This window comes from Kribbella sp. NPDC002412, assembly GCF_053592935.1.
In genome coordinates, this window is record NZ_JBSFBL010000043.1 from 1 (window position 1) to 16,958 (window position 16,958).

General features: G+C 70.9%; 15 protein-coding genes. 14 read left to right on the forward strand and 1 reads right to left on the reverse strand.

Annotated features, from left to right (window positions below; genetic code table 11):
- Positions 1 to 1,702: 1,702 nt before the first annotated feature.
- Genes ACWCOV_RS29340 through ACWCOV_RS29350 form a run of 3 tightly spaced genes read left to right on the forward strand, consistent with a single transcriptional unit; the run spans position 1,703 to position 4,381 of the window.
- Positions 1,703 to 2,392, forward strand: a complete 690-nt coding sequence (locus ACWCOV_RS29340; RefSeq protein ID WP_449832553.1) for a hypothetical protein — start codon at positions 1,703 to 1,705, stop codon at positions 2,390 to 2,392.
- 32 nt (positions 2,393 to 2,424) lie between these two features.
- Positions 2,425 to 3,450, forward strand: coding sequence for a hypothetical protein (locus tag ACWCOV_RS29345; protein ID WP_449832554.1), 1,026 nt, complete (start codon positions 2,425 to 2,427; stop codon positions 3,448 to 3,450).
- A 52-nt stretch (positions 3,451 to 3,502) separates the two neighbouring features.
- Positions 3,503 to 4,381: a CHAD domain-containing protein gene (locus ACWCOV_RS29350; RefSeq protein WP_449832555.1), complete on the forward strand. Its 879-nt coding sequence runs from the start codon at positions 3,503 to 3,505 to the stop codon at positions 4,379 to 4,381.
- Positions 4,382 to 4,385: 4 nt separating this feature from the next.
- On the opposite strand, the gene ACWCOV_RS29355 is transcribed toward ACWCOV_RS29350, so the two are convergent.
- On the reverse strand, positions 4,386 to 5,555 hold the full coding sequence (locus ACWCOV_RS29355) for a DUF1015 family protein (protein ID WP_449832556.1): 1,170 nt from the start codon (positions 5,553 to 5,555) through the stop codon (positions 4,386 to 4,388).
- Positions 5,556 to 5,579: 24 nt separating this feature from the next.
- On the opposite strand from ACWCOV_RS29355, the gene ACWCOV_RS29360 reads away from it, so the two are divergent.
- The 11 genes from ACWCOV_RS29360 (at position 5,580) to ACWCOV_RS29410 (ending at position 16,941) form a co-directional block, all read left to right on the forward strand.
- Entirely contained in the window at positions 5,580 to 6,683 is a 1,104-nt protein-coding gene (locus tag ACWCOV_RS29360) for an HAD-IIA family hydrolase (RefSeq protein WP_449832557.1), read from the forward strand.
- 60 nt (positions 6,684 to 6,743) lie between these two features.
- Positions 6,744 to 7,214 (forward strand): phasin family protein, encoded by a 471-nt coding sequence (locus ACWCOV_RS29365; RefSeq protein ID WP_449832558.1) that lies wholly within the window; start codon positions 6,744 to 6,746, stop codon positions 7,212 to 7,214.
- A 1-nt stretch (position 7,215) separates the two neighbouring features.
- Positions 7,216 to 7,737, forward strand: a complete 522-nt coding sequence (locus ACWCOV_RS29370; RefSeq protein WP_449832559.1) for a hypothetical protein — start codon at positions 7,216 to 7,218, stop codon at positions 7,735 to 7,737.
- Positions 7,738 to 7,743: 6 nt separating this feature from the next.
- Positions 7,744 to 8,559: a TlyA family RNA methyltransferase gene (locus ACWCOV_RS29375; protein WP_449832560.1), complete on the forward strand. Its 816-nt coding sequence runs from the start codon at positions 7,744 to 7,746 to the stop codon at positions 8,557 to 8,559.
- A gap of 15 nt (positions 8,560 to 8,574) precedes the next feature.
- Complete coding sequence (locus ACWCOV_RS29380) at positions 8,575 to 9,504, forward strand: NAD kinase (RefSeq protein WP_449832561.1); 930 nt, start codon at positions 8,575 to 8,577, stop codon at positions 9,502 to 9,504.
- 3 nt (positions 9,505 to 9,507) lie between these two features.
- Positions 9,508 to 11,238, forward strand: a complete 1,731-nt coding sequence (gene recN, locus ACWCOV_RS29385; protein ID WP_449832562.1) for a DNA repair protein RecN — start codon at positions 9,508 to 9,510, stop codon at positions 11,236 to 11,238.
- A 96-nt stretch (positions 11,239 to 11,334) separates the two neighbouring features.
- On the forward strand, positions 11,335 to 12,516 hold the full coding sequence (gene steA / locus ACWCOV_RS29390; protein ID WP_449832563.1) for a putative cytokinetic ring protein SteA: 1,182 nt from the start codon (positions 11,335 to 11,337) through the stop codon (positions 12,514 to 12,516).
- Entirely contained in the window at positions 12,513 to 13,460 is a 948-nt protein-coding gene (locus ACWCOV_RS29395) for a copper transporter (protein WP_449832564.1), read from the forward strand. The genes steA and ACWCOV_RS29395 overlap by 4 nt, the downstream gene beginning before the upstream one ends.
- Before the next feature lies 1 nt (position 13,461).
- A complete protein-coding gene (locus ACWCOV_RS29400) occupies positions 13,462 to 14,274 on the forward strand; it encodes a hypothetical protein (RefSeq protein ID WP_449832565.1) in 813 nt (270 codons plus the stop codon).
- Positions 14,275 to 14,281: 7 nt separating this feature from the next.
- Entirely contained in the window at positions 14,282 to 15,919 is a 1,638-nt protein-coding gene (murJ, locus tag ACWCOV_RS29405; RefSeq protein WP_449832566.1) for a murein biosynthesis integral membrane protein MurJ, read from the forward strand.
- Positions 15,916 to 16,941: a glycosyltransferase family 4 protein gene (locus ACWCOV_RS29410; RefSeq protein ID WP_449832567.1), complete on the forward strand. Its 1,026-nt coding sequence runs from the start codon at positions 15,916 to 15,918 to the stop codon at positions 16,939 to 16,941. The genes murJ and ACWCOV_RS29410 overlap by 4 nt, the downstream gene beginning before the upstream one ends.
- The last annotated feature ends 17 nt before the right edge of the window (positions 16,942 to 16,958 follow it).

Sequence of the window (16,958 nt, forward strand, 5' to 3'; positions counted from 1 at the left end):
GGTCGTGGGAGAGTATGACGCCGCCGGACATTCACACTGTTAAGGGCCACCCCACCGGGGTGGCCCTTAACATTTGTACCAACAGTCCTAGGCAACCTACGCGGTCACGACCCCGGCTGCAGAGCTGTCCCAAGACCCGACCCCGGAAGCCCACCCTCAGCCGCCCAGCTACCTACTGCAAGGACGCCCGCCGGCGCCGCTGGTCTACGACTGCTCGAGGCAGCAGGCCGGGACAGCTGCATCCGGCCAGCTCAGGAGCTACCGAGGACTCCATCCGACCCGCCCCGAGCCTCAGGTGCCGTACCGCGATGGACGCCTGCTCGCGCCGCTGGTTCCAGGTGCTGAGGCAGCAGGTCCTGGGGAGCTGCAGCCGCCGGTACAGCAACGGTCCTGGACTGCATCCGGGCCTGCAGTCGGTGAGCGTGGCGAGAGTTCCGCTCGACAACCTTCTGGGGTGCGAGTTCTAGCGGCACCCGCGCCACCCTGCGCATCGACAGCGTGCCAACCGAGGGCTCCCATCGGCCGCTCTGAGGACGACAGCCGGCGCCGCTGGTTGCAGCTGCTCGAGCCAGCAGATCCCGAGAGCCGCAGCCACCAGAACAGCAACTGCCCAGGACGGCATCCGGTCAGCCGAGCCTGTAGTCGGCGAGTGGCGAGGGCTCGGGTCGACGTTCCTATGGGGTGCGAGACCTAGCCGAGTGCCAACCGCGAGGGCTCACCTTGGCTGCTGTACTGCTCTACCCCAAGCACCTCCCCCAGGTGTCCCACCGGAGCCCTCACCTCGAATGCGTACGCCGAACTGCTACACGTCAGGCGGTACCTAGTGGCCGTGCCGCGAGCTCATCTGCCGGCGCTGCGGGGCAGGCAGGCACGCCCCAGGTGCGACCGCTCCCGCCCGTGCGCGGTGGCCCTCGCGTGTCGCCTGGGTGCTTGGGGCGGTGCGGAAGCTGTGGTGCTCGGGCTTCCAAGTCTCCGTCGGGTGTACCGGATGTCTGGTTGTGGGGGTGGCGGCGGTACCTTTGTTCTTTGTCCGTTTGCTGCAGATGGCTGCAGCGCAGGTGCTCGATCGAGCTACAGCAATTAGGAGTCAACGTGGCGACGCCACCTCGCAATCCTCGCTCCGGTTCTGGGGACCGTCGCGGTTCCTCCGGAGACAGCGGCCGGTCCGGTCGCGATGGTGGTGGGCGGTCGGGCTCCGGTCGTTCAGGGTTTGGTGGTGGACGGGCCGGCTCCGGGTCGGGTGGCTCGGGCGGCGGGCGTACGGGCGGTCCCGGCGCTGGGCGGACCGGTGGGTCGGGCGCTGGGCGTTCCGGCGGTTCGGGCGCTGGGCGATCGGGTGGTTCCGGCGGTTCCGGTGCTGGGCGATCGGGCGGTTCTGGGGCTCCCGGCGGTGGGCGTTCGGGCGCCGGTGGTTGGAGCTCCGGTGGTTCGGGCGGGTCTGGTGGTTGGGGTTCCGGTGGGTCGGGCGGTTCTGGTGGGGGCCGGGCGGGAGCTCGGGGGACCGGTGGGTCGCGTGGGGCTTCGAGTCGGGGTGACGGGCCTCGGTCGGGTGGGGCGCGGAGTGGTCCGCGGTCCGGTGGGTCGTATCGCGACGGGCAGGATGGCCGGACCGAGAATCGGCGTGGGTTTGCCGGGTCGCGGCGGGATGACAAGGGTGAGCGGGATCCCTTCGGCGGCCAGATGTCGGGGCGCGGAGACCGGGATGACCGCGGAGGTCGTGGAGCCGGTCGGGACGATAGGTCTGGCGGCTACCGGCGTACTGACAGTCGGGACGACCGGTCCGGCGGGCGTGGTGGCTTCCGGCGGGACGAGGGCGCGGGTCGGGACGAGCGTGGTGGACGCGGGGATTCTCGCCGCGATGAGCGTGGCGGCTTCCGGCGGGACGAAGGCGGACGCGGTGACTACCGGCGGGACGATCGCGGTGGGCGCGATGAGCGCGGCGGCGGGTTCCGGCGGGACGACCGTGGTGGGCGCGATGAGCGCGATGGTTTCCGGCGCGATGAGCGCGGTGGTCGGGACGAGCGCGGTGGACGTGGAGACTTCCGGCGGGACGATCGCGGTGGGCGCGATGAGCGTGGCGGACGCGAGGGAGTCCGGCGGGATGAGCGGTCGGGCGGGTTCCGGCGGGATGAGCGCGATGAGCGTGGCGGTGGGTTCCGGCGGGATGAAGGCGGACGTGGGGACTACCGGCGGGATGAGCGTGGCGGCCGCGATGAGCGTGGCGGTGGCGGGTTCCGGCGGGAGGAGCGTGGGGGACGCGATGAGCGCCCTGGACGTGGGGCGGCTCGTAGCGGTGGGCCGGGGCGTGGGGAGCGTGGGGCTTTTCGGCGGGATGAGCGGGGTGGCCGGCGGGATGAGCGGGGTGCCGGGCGGCGCGGGGATCGGCCGGTAGAGGAGAAGGCTGGGCCGCGGCGGGATGATCCGGTGATTCCGGACGGGATCACCGGGGCTGAGCTGGACCGGTCGGTGAAGGCCGAGCTGCGGTCGTTGCCGCGCGGCCTCGCGGACTTGGTCGCGCAGCACCTCGTCGCGTCGGGCCGGTTCATCGACGACGACCCGGAGCGGGCGTACCTGCACGCGCGGACCGCGCGGCGGTTGGCGGCGCGGCTCGGCGGCGTACGGGAGGCTGTCGCGATCACGGCGTACCTGGCTGAGCACTACGACGAGGCGTTGACCGAGTTCCGGGCGGTACGGCGGATGACCGGGAACCACGAGGTCCTCGCGATGATGGCGGACTGCGAGCGGGCGCTCGGGCGGCCGGAGAAGGCGCTGACGCTGTCGCGGGACAAGCACGTACGCGACCTGACCGAAGCGACGCAGGTCGAGCTGCTGATCGTGGCGGCCGGCGCGCGGCGGGACATGAAGCAGACGGCGGCGGCGATCCAGACGCTGCAGGTGCCGGAGCTGACCAAGCGGACGAAGGCGGAGTGGTTGCCGCGGCTGCGGTACGCGTACGCCGACGCGCTCGAGGAGGCCGGCCGGGAGGATGACGCGCTGATCTGGTTCCACCGGGCCGCGGGCGTCGACGCTGACGGTTCTACCGGTGCCGCTGAGCGTGCTGCGCGGCTCGAGGGGCTCGAGTTCACGGACCTCGATGAGGACGACGAGTACGACGACGAAGCCGAGGACGAGGCGTACGACGCCGAGCCGGAGGCCGAGTTCGAGGACGACGCTGACCTCGAGGATGAGGTGGACGAGCCGGAGGGCGAGGCTGATACCGCGGAGCTCGGCGACGAGGTGGACGCTGCAGACCTCCAGGGCGACACGGAGGACGAGGCGGACGCAGACGAGGCCGGGGACGAGGCCGACGGGCTCGAGGACGAGGCTGAGGACTTCGGCGACGAGATGGACGACGCGGAGCTTGACGGGGTTGTGGATGATGCCCTGGATGGTGAAGTGACGCCTGCTGAGGAGTCCGACGACGAGAAGCCGGCGAAGTCCGAAGAGTAGGACCCGCACCGCCACGCTGCCGGTGTTCACCCAGACCGGCGAGAATAGGTGAATGGTGGAGAGCGTGGCGGGTTGGAGCGGGGCGTTGTCGGCGGATGCCCCGGTCGGGACGTTGGTGGTCAACGCCCTCACCAAGGGGACGACGCGGCTGCACGGCGCCATCCTCATGGTCGAGAAGGACGAGGACGACGCCATCCACCAGGTGCGGGTCTCCTGCCGGCGGTTGCGGAGCGACCTGAGGCTGTTCCGGAAGCTGCTGGCGGGCGACTGGGCCCAGGACCTCCGCACCGAGCTCGCGGCCCTCGCCAACGCGTGCGGAGAAGCCCGCGACATCGAGGTGATCGCGGCGCTCGTCCGCGAGACCGCCACCAGCGAAGACGATCCCGAGCACGTCGAGACGATCCTGACGACCCTCACCGTCGGCCTCGACCGTGCCGCGGCTCGGTCCAACGAGGTAGTGACCGGCGAGAGTACGGCGGGATTGCTGCAGACTCTGGACACAGTCGCAGCCTCGCCGCTCCTCAGGCCGAAGGCCAGCAAGCCGTGCAGTGAGGTGCTGCCCCAGTTGCTGAAGGCAGCCAACCACTCGTTCACCGAAGCGGCCGACAAACTCAAGCCCTGGACCCAGGACGACGACTGGCACGAGGTGCGCCTGCTCGCCAAGCGCGTCCGGTACGCCGCCGACACCAGCGCCGCCGTACTCGGGGACGAGGCCAAGGAGACCGCCACCCAGGCAGCCAAGTACCAGGAGCTACTCGGTCAGCACCAGGACCACTGCGCCGCCGCAGACGCCCTGACCGCGATGGCGAGGGAGGCAGCGGCGCAGGACGACCCGGAGCTGTCGTTCACCCTTGGCCGGCTCACCGAGCGCCACCGGGCGGCCCGGAAGCCGCTTCGCGAGGAGTTCCTCAGCCTCTACCACCGCCCCTGAGCGCTCACAGCGTCCGGAACAGCAACCCCACCCGCGGCTTGGGCCCGAACGACGTCGCCTTCTGCGGCAGTACGACGCCCTGCAGCGCTGACCGCAGTACCTGGTCCATCCGGGGTGCTGTGAGCTCCACAACGGCCTGCTGAGGGCCTGCCAGGGCCAGCGCGTCAGCCAGGGTGTGGTGGAAGGTGATGTCCTTCTCCACCACGCCCCACGCAGGCAGGAGCAGGTCGTGCAGCATGGATACTGTCGGAGCCTCCTGACCTTCCGTCGAGCGCAGCGTCAACCACTCCGAGCCGTCAGTGACACCAATCCGGTCCGGCACGTCCTCCACGCGCCCCTGCAGGACCCGCCAGCCGGGTGGTGTACGCGAGGCGACCGTGGCCAGGTCCAGCCCTGGTATGACCCGGTGGATGGGGTCCAACGTCAGCGGGTGGCGGTTGTAGTCGACCAGCATGGCCAGACCGACGTCAGTGCTCGCTCGCGACGGCTGACGCCTGCGCCGTTCCAGGTAGGCCGCGTAGCGGTGGTGGCCGTCGGCAATCAGCGCCTCGTGCGTCGCCAGCTCCGCAGAGATGGCCGCAAGCACGAGCGGGTCCTCGATCCGCCAGATGCGGTGCTCTGCGCCGGCGGTCTCGGCCTCCAGCCACGGCTCTGCGGACCGCGCGGCGTCGACTGCGTCACTCGCCACGCCCCCGTCGCCGTACGCGAGCAGGATGGGCTCCAGGTCGGCGTCAGTGGCCTCCATCAGCTCGAGCCGGTCGTCGACCCAGTGCGGCATCACTTCCTCGTGCGGCAGCACAACGCGCCGCGTCGGATCCAGGCCGAGTGAGCCGACCAGTCCGCACAGTACGGCGTTGCCCAGCTGCTGCTCGTAGACGTACAACGCGGGCCGCTGGTCCTGCACCACCACGCCGTCGCGTTGCCACCCCGCGAGCCGTCGTGCGGGCTCGTCGTACCGGCCGGGGCCGAGCTCAGGATCGCGTGGAAGGATGAGCCTCACCATGTTGTGCAGATCAGAGTCAGTCAGCCGCCGGACGATGGCGGGTTCCAGTACGTCGTACGGCGGCGACGTGACGGCACCGAGCGTGCTCACCCTGCCGGCCACGAACCGCCAGGCGCGCAACGGCTCGAGCCGTAGCACGCTCCCGCTCGAGTCCGGCCCGCTTGCTGGCATGGGCGGAATCGTACGGGGGGAAGCATGAGCACGGAACGAACTCCGCCCGCGCCGCTGTCCGCATGTGACGAACCGCTCGCCAGCCGGTACGACGTCGCGCTGCTCGACCTCGACGGTGTCGTGTACGTCGGGCCCGACCCGGTCCCGGACGCGCCGGAGAACCTGCGCAAGGCGGCCAAGGAGGGTCTGCGGCTCGGCTACATCACCAACAACGCGAGCCGGCCGGCCCGGGTGGTCGCCGAGCACCTCGCGTCGTTCGGGCTGGATGTGATCGCCGACGACGTGGTGACGTCCGCGCAGGCGGCCGCGAAGCTGATCGCGAGCGAGTACCCGGAAGGGTCGCCGGTGCTCGTGGTCGGCGGTGAAGGGCTGACGTCGGCGCTGGAGGAGTACGGGCTGCGGCCGGTCCGCAGCAGCGACGCGCACCCGGTGGCCGTCGTCCAAGGCTTCCACCCGGACGTGAACTGGGTGATGCTCGCGGACGGCGCGCACGCGATCAACGAGGGCGCGAAGTGGTACGCGACCAACCTCGACCTGACGATCCCCACGGCCGCCGGCATGGCCCCGGGGAACGGGACCTTGGTGCAGGCGATCCGGGCCGCCGTCGAGGTGGACCCGATCGTGGCCGGCAAGCCCGAGCGGCCGTTGCTGGAGACGAGTATCGAGCGGCTGAACGCCGAACGGCCGTTGATGATCGGCGACCGCCTCGACTCCGACATCGAGGGCGCGAACAACGTCGGGATCGCCAGCCTGTGGGTGGCGACCGGCGTCCACGACGCGCACGACCTGGCCCGCGCGCCGAAGCATCAGCGGCCGACGTACGTCGCGGCCGGCCTGGGAGCGCTTGCGGAGAAGCAGCCCGGAGTCACGGTCGACGGCGGGCGGCACACCTGTGCGGGCTGGACCGCCGAGGTCGTCGACAACGCGGTGACCGTGAAGGGCGAGGGCGAGCCGTACGACGGCCTGCGGGCGATCCTGTCCGCGGTCTGGGCCGCGGTCGACACCCCAGCGAAGCCGGTCGCGAAGAAGAGCACCGCCCGCGGTCGCCGCCCACTGCCCAAGCCGGCCCCGGCGCCGGGCTCGATCGCGATCGACGCCGCCCTGCACCGCGTCGGGCTGGACAAGTAGCGTGGGTGGTATTGCGGGTGTGAGGCGATACCGTTGCTGGAACGAAGCGAGGAGGCAGTCATGGTGCTGGACGCACTGCGCGGCTACGTACAACTGGCGAGCGGGCTGACCGAGGTCACCAAGCAGCGGGCCGAGGCGGCGGCGAAGGCGCTGCTGCAGCAGACCGGCGCGGACAAACTGACGTCCGGGCTGACCACCAAGGTCAGTGACCTGGCCGACGAGATCGTTGCCACCAGCAAGAGCAACCGTCAGCTGCTGCAGGCGATCGTGACGAACGAGGTCGAGGGCGCGGTGGCGCGGCTCGGGTTCGTCCGGGCCGAGGAGGTCAACGCGCTGGCCCGCCGGGTCCAGACGCTGGAGACCGAGCTGGCCGCGGCGCGATCCGGGGCGGCCGCTCCGGCGGGCGACCCGCTCGCGGAGGCGGCGCCGGCTCCGGCGCAGGCCGCGGCGGCCAAGAAGGCCGCGAAGAAGGCCCCGGCCGAGCAGGCGGCCGCGAAGAAGACGGCCAAGAAGACGGCGAAGAAGGCCTGACGTGACCGAGCATCCTGGCGAGCAGTTCCCGCCGGACGTCGACCCCGACGTCGAGCCGGGCTTCGACCCCTATCCGTCGGAGGACACCCCGGAGTCCCCCGACTACGACGCCGAGCCGGCGCCACAGAACTTCTCGTACGGCGACGTGCAGCCCGAGATGGGTCAGTACGACGACGACGGCGCGCCCGCGGAGGACACCGAAGCAACCTTCGAGGCGTCCGTCGACGCCCCGGCCGGCCGCGAGGACGAGCCGGCGCCGCACGTCGATCCGGCCGAGGTGGAGTTCGGGCCCGAGTTCGCCCGGGCTCCCGAGGACGAGCATCAGCACCCGTTCGTCGCGGACACGGCTGCGGACGAACCCGCCGTACAAGAGGACGACGCGCATCCGCTGGTCGAGGAGACGATGTCCCGGCTCGACGAGTTGCGCGACCGGCCGGTCGGCGAGCACGCCGAGGTGTACGCCGACCTGCACGAGCGGCTCCAGTCCGCACTGGTCGAGGCGGACGCCGAGGACCGCAGTTAGACGGACGTGGCCAAAGGAATCAAGCGATCGCGGCTCGATGCCGAGCTGGTACGACGGGGCCTCGCGCGGTCCCGTGAGCACGCGAGCGACCTGATCGCCGCCGGCAAGGTGAAGGTCTCCGGCACGGTCGCCAGCAAAGCCGCGACCGGTGTCGGGGCCGACGCGCCGATCGTCGTCGACACCTCGGAGACGGACGACCCGAACTACGCCAGCCGCGGCGCGCACAAGCTGGTCGGCGCCCTCGAAGCGTTCGGCGGCGTGCAGGTGAAGGGCCGCCGGACCCTCGACGCGGGCGCGTCCACCGGCGGATTCACCGACGTACTGCTGCGCAACGAGGCGGCGCACGTGATCGCGGTCGATGTCGGGTACGGCCAGCTGGTGTGGTCGCTGCAGACCGACGACCGCGTCACGGTGATGGACCGGACCAACGTCCGCACCCTCACCCTCGACGACATCGGTGGTGAACCGGTTGATCTCGTCGTCTCCGACCTCAGCTTCATCTCGCTCACGCTGGTCCTGCCGGCCCTGATCGGGGTGGTGAAACCGGACGGCGACCTGGTCCTGATGGTGAAACCGCAGTTCGAGGTCGGCAAGGAGCGGCTCGGCAAGGGCGGCGTGGTCCGGGATCCCGAGCTGCGCGCCGACGCGGTGCGTGGGGTGGCCGCCAAGGCGGCCGAGCTGGGCTGGGGCGTGGCGGGTGTCGCGGCGAGCCCGTTGCCCGGCCCGTCAGGAAATGTCGAATACTTCCTGTGGATACGCCGTTCCGCGCCGCCTCTCGATGAGACGATGCTCCAGACCGCCATCGAGAGCGGTCCGCAATGAGGAGGCAGGATCCACGTGGGTGAGCACGAGCCGCGGCGCGTGCTGCTGGTGACGCACACCGGGCGGGAGCAGGCGGTCGAGGTGGCGCGGGACGCGCACCGGCTGCTGACCGACTCCGGTCTGCAGGTCCGGCTGCTCGCCGACGAGGCCGAGGCGCTGAAACTCGACCCCGTGGAGCTCGTCGACGACCACGAGAAAGCGGCGCTGGACGTCGAGCTGATCATGGTGCTCGGCGGCGACGGCTCGATCCTGCGCGGCGCAGAGCTGGCCCGGCCGCACGGGACGCCGGTGCTCGGGGTCAACCTCGGCCACGTCGGCTTCCTGGCCGAGGCCGAGGTCGACGACCTGGAGCGGATCGTCCAGGTCGTGGTGGACCGCAGCTACACGGTCGAGGAGCGGATGACGCTCGCGGTCGACGTCCGGCTGGACGGCGAGCAGATCTTCGACACCTGGGCGCTGAACGAGGCGAGCGTGGAGAAGGCGGCCCGTGAGCGGATGCTCGAGGTGATGGTCGAGGTGGACGACCGGCCGCTGTCCCGCTGGGGCTGCGACGGCGTCGTGGTGGCGACGCCGACGGGCAGTACGGCGTACTCCTTCTCGGCCGGTGGTCCGATCGTGTGGCCCGAGGTCGAGGCGATCCTGATGGTGCCGCTGAGCGCGCACGCGTTGTTCTCCCGGCCGATCGTGGTCGCGCCGACGTCGCAGCTGTCGATCGAGCTGGTGCCGTCGTGGCACGGCCGGGGTGTGCTGTGGTGTGACGGCCGCCGGATGGTCGAGGTACCGCCGGGCGCCGAGATCCAGGTCCGCCGCGGCAACCGTCCGGTCCGGCTGGCGCGGGCGCACGAGGCCCCGTTCACCGACCGACTGGTAGCCAAGTTCGATCTACCCGTGCTCGGGTGGCGTGGAGCCGCAGAGCGTAAACGCAACGGACAACAGGAGACCTAGAGCATGCTCTCGGAGATTCGCATCACCGGGTTGGGCGTGATCGAGGACGCCACGCTGGACCTCGATCCGGGGTTCACCGCGGTCACCGGCGAGACCGGGGCCGGCAAGACGATGGTCGTGACCGGGGTGAACATGCTGCTCGGCGGCCGTGCGGACAGCGGCCTGGTGCGGCACGGGACTCGCCGGGCCAGGGTCGAGGGCCGGGCCAGCGCCGTACCGAAGGCGATCGTGCAGCAGGCCGAGGACCGTGGCGGCGAGCTGGACGACGACGAGTTGCTGATCGCCCGTGAGCTGTCCTCCGAAGGGCGCTCGCGGGCGTTCCTCGGTGGTGCGTCCGTGCCGGTGTCCGTCCTGGGCGAGGTGTCCGGCGACCTGGTCGCGATCCACGGGCAGGCCGAGCAGTGGCGACTGCTTCAGCCGTCGCGACAGCGCGAGACCCTCGACACCTTCGCCGGCAAGGCAGTCCTCGTGCCCTTGCAGGAGTACGCCGCGGCCTACAAACGGCACCGTGAGGTCGAGGCGGAGCTGACCGAGCTGACCACCCGGCAGCGTGATCGCCTCGCCGAGGCCGACCTGCTGCGCTTCGGGCTCGACGAGGTCGCGAAGGCCGAGCCGCTGCCCGGCGAGGACACCGAGCTCGCCGCCGAGGAGGACCGGCTCGCGTACGCCGACGGCCTTCGTACGGCGGCAACCACAGCAGCCGACGCGCTGGCCTCCGAGGATCTCGATTCCACCCGGCCGAGCGACGTACTCGGGCTGCTCGCACTCACCAAGCAGGTCCTCGACGCGGAGCGCCACCACGACCCGAAGCTGGCCGAGCTGGCCGATCGCGCCGGCGAGCTCGGATACCTCGCGGCCGACCTGGCCCAAGAGCTTTCGTCGTACGCCGCCGACGTCGACACCGACCCGGCCCGACTGGCCGTGGTGAGCGAGCGGCGGTCGCTGCTGACCAGCCTGGTCCGCAAGTACGGCGCCGACGAGGGCACCGTGGACGAGGTCCTCGACTGGGCGAAGCGGTCCGCGGACCGGCTGGCCGAGCTGGACGGAAGCGACGAGCGGGTCGAGCACCTGACCGCCGAGCTCGCCGAGCTGGACGCCAAGCTCACAGACCTCGGTCAGCAGATCAGGGCGGCGCGCCAAGAGGCCGCCGAGCGGCTCGGCGTCGCCGTGTCCGACGAGCTGACCGGCCTGGCGATGCCGCACGCGAAGTTGTCGATCGAGGTGCACGAGACCGCGCGTGGTCCGTTCGGGATCGACGAGATCGAGTTCTGCTTCGCGGCGAACCCGGGGAGCCCGACCCGCCCGCTGCAGAAGGCCGCGTCCGGCGGTGAGCTGTCCCGGGTGATGCTCGCGCTCGAGGTGATCCTCAGCGACACCCACCCGGTGCCGACGCTGGTGTTCGACGAGATCGACGCCGGGATCGGCGGCCGGGCCGCGGTCGAGGTCGGCAAGCGGCTGGCGCGGCTGGCCGAGAAGGCCCAGGTGATCGTGGTGACGCACCTGCCGCAGGTGGCTGCGTTCGCGGACCGTCATGCTGTCGTGCTGAAGAGTGACGATGGTTCGGTCACCACGAGTGGCCTGGTCGCGCTCGACGACGACGCCCGGCTGAAGGAGCTGTCCCGGATGATGGCCGGCCTGGAGAACTCCGACGCCGCGCAGGCGCACGCCGAGGAGCTGCTCGCGCTCGCGGCCGAGCGTCACAAACCGCGCCGGAAGAGTCGTTCGAAAGGATGATTTGACGCACAGTCACCACGATTTCCGTGCGTGATTGCCGCCCGGAGGGGTAAATGAACCGGGAGGGGGCTCTTGACATGGCAGGATGAGAGCGCGATGAAACTGCCCAGCCTGCGGAGAGCACGTCCTACTGAACTGCCCGGCATCGCCGGCGTGGTCCGGCTCGATCGCCGTACCAAGAATCTCACCAAACGACTGAAACCGGGCGAGATCGCGGTCATCGACCATGTCGACCTGGACCGGGTCAGCGCCGAGGCGCTGGTCGCCTGCCGGGTCGCCGCGGTGGTGAACGTGGCGGACTCGATCAGCGGCCGCTACCCGAACCTCGGCCCGGAGATCCTCGTCGAGGCGGGCATCCCGCTGGTCGACGGGGTCGGCCGCGAGGTGTTCTCGATCCTGCACGAGGGCGAGCGGGTCCGGCTGAACGAGGGCTCGCTGTACCGGGGCGAGGAGGTCGTCGCCAAGGGCATCTCGCAGGACAGCAAGACCGTCGCGGAGCTGATGGACGAGGCCCGGTCCGGGCTGTCGACCCAGCTGGAGGCGTTCACCGCCAACACCCTGGAGTACCTGCGCCGCGAACGCGACCTGCTGCTCGACGGCGTCGGTGTGCCGGACGTCCACACGCTGATGGAGGGCAAGCACGTCCTGATCGTGGTCCGCGGGTACGACTACCGCGAGGACCTGGTCGCGCTGAAGTCGTACATCCGGGAGTACCGGCCGGTGCTGATCGGCGTCGACGGCGGCGCCGACGCGCTGGTCGAGGAGGGCTACGTCCCGGATCTGATCATCGGCGACATGGACTCGGTCAAGGACGAGACGCTGAAGAGCGGCGCCGAGGTGGTGGTGCACGCCTACCGCGACGGCCGCGCGCCGGGTTCGGAGCGGATGGAGCGGCTCGGCGTGGACTCGATCGAGTTCCCGGCCGCCGGCACCAGCGAGGACGTCGCGATGCTGCTGGCCGACTCCAAGGGCGCGTCGCTGATCGTCGCGGTCGGCACTCACAACTCGCTGGTGGAGTTCCTGGACAAGGGACGCCCGGGGATGGCGAGCACGTTCATCACCCGCTTGCGCGTCGGTGCCAAGCTGGTGGACGCCAAGGGGGTCGGCCGGCTGTACCGCAGCCGGGTCTCGACCTTCCAGGTGGTCGCGCTGGCCGCGGCCGGCCTGTTCGCACTCGGCATGGCGTTGGTCGCGATCGGCGCCGACGACGTGCTCTGGTCGATCCTGCGGGCGCGCTGGAGCGACTTCGTCTACTGGATCCGGGAGCTGTTCACGTGATCGACTTTCGCTACCACATCGTCTCGATCGTGGCGATCTTCTTCGCCCTGGGCGCCGGTGTGGTGCTGGGCGCCGGCCCGCTGAAGGGCACCGGCAGCGAGCTCGTCGCGAGCCAGGCCGAGAAGGACCGCCAGCAGCTCGCGGACACCCGGGCCAAGCTGGACGAGACGAAGACGCTGGACAAGTATCGCGACGACTACGTCGCCAAGGTCACCGCCGGGCTGACCGACGGCAAGCTGAGCAGCAAGAAGATCGCCGTCGTCACCATGCCGAGCGCCGACGGCGACCTCGCCAACGCGCTGACCGAGGAGCTGGAGAAGGCCGGCGGCCAGGTCACCACCCGGGTCGCGCTGGACAGCAAGATGTTCGACGCCGGACAGCGTCAGCTGGTCGAGCAGATCGCCACCGAGCTGGTCACCGCCGACGTCGACTACCCGGCCGACAGCACGACGTACCAGCGCGCCGGGCTGATCCTGGCCCGCGGCATCGCGGCCAAGGAGGAGGGCAAGTCCGCCGACGGCGAGTCGACCAAGATCATCAGCGGCCTGACCGGGGCGAAGCTGATGTCGCTGAAGCCGTCGCAGTTCAAGGACCGGGCCAGCCTGGTCGTGGTGGTGGCCGCGAAGCCGCCGACGCCGGTGCCGGACAACTCGTCGTACAACGACTCCGTGGACTTCATCGAGGGCCTGGACCTGGGCAGCAACGGCGTCGTGGTGGCCGGGACGCCGGTGACCGCGCAGGACGGCGGCCTGCTCAAGGCATTGCGGAGTGACTCCGACGCGACCAAGATCGTTTCCTCGGTGGACGTGGCCGACATCCCCGCCGGGCAGGCGACGGTCGTCTTCTCGCTGGCCGAGCAGGCGACCGGCAAGGCGGGGCAGTACGGCGCGATCGACGCGAAGAACGGCGTAGCGCCGTCGGACGTACAGACGAAGGACAACTGACGTGGGAATTCTGAGCGCTGCCGTCGCGGCAGCCGCCACCGCCGCGCTCGAACGCGCCGCGGCCAACCTGCCCAAGGAGAACCGCGAGCCGTTCGAGCGGACCAACCATCGCGGTGAGCCGGTCACCCTGCTCGAGGGTCCGGTCGCGGTGCTCGGTGCGCTGGCCGGGGTCGCGGCATCTCCCAAGACTCCGGGCAAGGTGAAGGCGGCAGCGCTGCTCGCCGGCTCGGTGTCAGGTGCGGTCGGCGCGTACGACGACCTGCGCGGGACTACGCAGGCGAAGGGATTCCGCGGCCACCTCAGCGCGCTGAAGCGGGGTGAGGTGACGAGCGGTGCGGTGAAGATCCTCGGTGTCGGCGCCGCCGGCCTGGCCGCCGCCGCGCTGCTGCCGCGGAAGTCGTCCGGTGTGAAGGCCCTCGCCGGAGTCGTTGCCGACGGCGCCTTGATCGCGGGTACGGCGAACCTCACCAACCTGCTCGACCTCCGGCCCGGCCGCGCGCTGAAGGCGGTCGCGGCAGTGAACGCGCCGCTGGCCGCGACGAACGGTCCCGCCGGCGCGGTCGTCGGTGCGGCCGCGGCTGCCGCGCCGTCCGACCTCGGCGAGCGCTCGATGCTCGGCGACTGCGGTGCGAACGGCCTGGGCGCGATCACCGGTACGGCGCTGGCCGGCTCGCTGCCGGGTCCGCTCAAGGCCCTCGCGCTGGGCGCCGTCGTCGCGCTGAACCTGGCCAGCGAGAAGGTCAGCTTCACCAAGGTGATCGCCGAGAACGCGGTGCTGGACAAGATCGACCAGTGGGGCCGCAGGCCCCGATGATGACTCGGTGAGCACGGACGGCTCGGGCGCGGAGCGCCCGGCCGGCGCCGGGGGAGGTGGCGGCTCAGGAACCGGCGCGCGCATCGCGCAAGCCGCGCTGCTCGTCGCCGCGGTGACAGTTCTGGCCCGGGTGGTGGGATTCGGCCGGTGGCTGGTCTTCTCGAAGACGGTCGGCGCCGGATGCCTGGCCGAGGCGTACGCGACGGCGAACCAACTGCCGAACATCCTCTTCGAGGTGGTCGCGGGTGGTGCACTGGCGGGTGCGGTCATCCCGGTGCTCGCCGGTCCGGTGGCCCGCGGCGACCGCGCGGCCCAGGGACGCGTCATCGGTGCCCTGATCGCGTGGTCGTTCGTGCTGCTGGCGCCGTTCGCCTTGCTGGCTTGGCTTTTCGCGTCGACCTACACCGACGCGATGCTCGATCCGGGCGCCGACTGCAGCGGCTCGGCCGCCACGGCGACGCGGATGCTCGCGATCTTCGTGCCGCAGGTCTTCGGCTATGCGATCGCCGTGATCGCAACCGCCGTACTGCAGTCGCACAAGCGGTTCGCGGCGGGTGCGCTGGCGCCGCTCGTGTCCAGTCTTGTTGTCGTGGGCACCTATCTGGCGTTTGCGAGCGCGGCGCCGGACGCCGAGTCGGCTTCGCGTGGGGCGGCGGATCTGCTGGCCTGGGGTACGACGGCCGGTGTCGCCGCGCTGGCGCTCACCGTGCTGGTGCCGATGCTGTTCCTGCGCATCCCGATCAAACCGACGCTACGCCTCGACCCGGGCGTCGGTCCGGTGCTGCGGAGGCTGGCGTTGGCCGGTCTCGCCGTACTGATCGCGCAGCAGCTCACCTTTGTCGTCACCACGTACCTGGCCAACCACCGTGGTGTGGCGGGCAGCATCGCGGTCTACACCTGGGCCAACGCGGTCTATCTGCTGCCGTACGCCGTACTGGCCGTGCCGATCACCACAGCGGTGTTCCCGCGGCTCGCTGCGGCGTACGAGGCGGGGGAGCGGTTCGACACCTACGCTGCCTCGTCGACGCGGGCTGTGATGCTGGCCGGCGGTGCTGGGGCCGCGTTGCTTGTCGGCACAGCGGTCCCGGTTGCAAGGGTCTTCGCGTACGACGACGGCGCTGTGCAGGAGTCGAGAGCGGCATCGCTGGTCGACGCGTTGGTTTCCTTTGCACCTGCTGCGATCGGGTTCGCCGTACTGATGCACGTGGGCCGGGTGCTCTACGCGAGGCACTGCGGTCGTGAGGTCGCAGTGGTAACGGCCGGCGCCTGGGTGCTGGTCGCTGTGGCCGGTGTGGTGCTCACGGCGTCCTGGGATGCCGTGCCGGCGCTGGCGGCTGCGATGTCGATCGGCATGGTGGCCGGCGCAATCGTGCTGCTGGTCGTACTGCGTCGGGAGGCGGGCGCCGGGGTGCTCGCCGGATTGCCGCGCGCCACGCTGGCTGCGTTGGTCGGTGCTGTGCTGGCCGGTGCTGCCGGCTGGGCGGTGTCGTTGCCTGCCGGCGACGCCGGAGTGGGCAAGGCCTGCTTGTTCGCAGTGCTGTCCGGCCTGACCGTAGTCGTTGTGTACGCCGCGGTCGCGGTGGTACTGGATCGCGCGGACGTCCGCGCCCTGCGGAGTTGTGGACTTGTGGAGGAGACGCAATGAGGATCGGCCTGCTGCTCGCGGAGTCGCGGGGCGGGATCGGGCAGCACGTCGCCTCCCTGGTGCCGCGGTTCCTGAATGCCGGGCACGAGGTAGTCGTCTGCGCACCACCCGGCACCGCTGAGCACTTCGACTTCGGCGGTGCGCAGGTCGTGACCCAGGCGACCGCGCTGCGCGGCGCTGACGTGGTCCATGCGCACGGCTACCGAGCCGGTATGACGGCGCTCCGCGACAGGTCGCGGCTGCGGCCGCTGGTGGTCACCTGGCACAACGCCGTGATTGCTCCGGGCCCACGTGGGCTCGTCATGCGGCTGGGACAGCGGCTGGTGGCCAGGGGAGCGGACCTGACTCTAGGAGCCTCTAGCGACCTCGTGGAGCTGGCCAAGAGCCTCGGAGCGCGTCAGGCCAGGCTGGCTCCGGTGGCGGCTCCCGCGATGCCTCAGGTCCGCACGCCGCGGCACGAGGTCAGGCAGTCGTTCGGGCTGGACGAGGAAGCGCTCGTGCTCACCGTGGGACGACTGGCCCCGCAGAAGGACTACCCGACGCTACTGTCCGTGGCTGCGTTGGTGCGGGAGTCCAACCCGGACGTGGTCTTCGCGATCGTCGGCGACGGCCCGCTGCGGGAGAACCTGCAGGCGCGGATCGACGCGGAGAACCTCCCGGTGCGCCTCCTCGGTCACCGGGACGACATCGCGGACCTTCTGGGCGCGGCCGACGTGTTCCTGCTCACCTCACACTGGGAGGCGCGGGCCCTGGTCATCCAGGAGGCTCTGCAGGTCGGCGTACCGGTGGTGGCGACGGCGGTCGGCGGCGTCCCGGAGCTCGTGGACGACAGCGCCGTCCTGGCGTTCCCCGGGGATGCCGACGGGCTGGCGGACGGGGTCCGTGCGGTGCTGGCCGAGCCGGAGACGGCGAACGCTATGCGGACGCGGGGCCGGGAGTTGGCCGCCAGATGGCCGGACGAGGACGCGGTGGCGAAGAATCTGCTCGACATCTACGTGGGTCTCGTCGCGACCGGGGGTTGACAAGAGGTAGGCTGAAG

Bases quoted from the DNA above. Each gene is read 5' to 3' on its own strand.
- ACWCOV_RS29360 (WP_449832557.1), top strand. From the start codon at position 5,580: ATGAGCACGGAACGAACTCCGCCCGCGCCGCTGTCCGCATGTGACGAA.
- ACWCOV_RS29410 (WP_449832567.1), top strand. From the start codon at position 15,916: ATGAGGATCGGCCTGCTGCTCGCGGAGTCGCGGGGCGGGATCGGGCAG.
- ACWCOV_RS29365 (WP_449832558.1), top strand. From the start codon at position 6,744: ATGGTGCTGGACGCACTGCGCGGCTACGTACAACTGGCGAGCGGGCTG.
- recN (WP_449832562.1), top strand. From the start codon at position 9,508: ATGCTCTCGGAGATTCGCATCACCGGGTTGGGCGTGATCGAGGACGCC.
- steA (WP_449832563.1), top strand. From the start codon at position 11,335: ATGAAACTGCCCAGCCTGCGGAGAGCACGTCCTACTGAACTGCCCGGC.
- ACWCOV_RS29340 (WP_449832553.1), top strand. From the start codon at position 1,703: ATGACCGCGGAGGTCGTGGAGCCGGTCGGGACGATAGGTCTGGCGGCT.
- ACWCOV_RS29355 (WP_449832556.1), bottom strand. From the start codon at position 5,555: ATGCCAGCAAGCGGGCCGGACTCGAGCGGGAGCGTGCTACGGCTCGAG.
- ACWCOV_RS29350 (WP_449832555.1), top strand. From the start codon at position 3,503: ATGGTGGAGAGCGTGGCGGGTTGGAGCGGGGCGTTGTCGGCGGATGCC.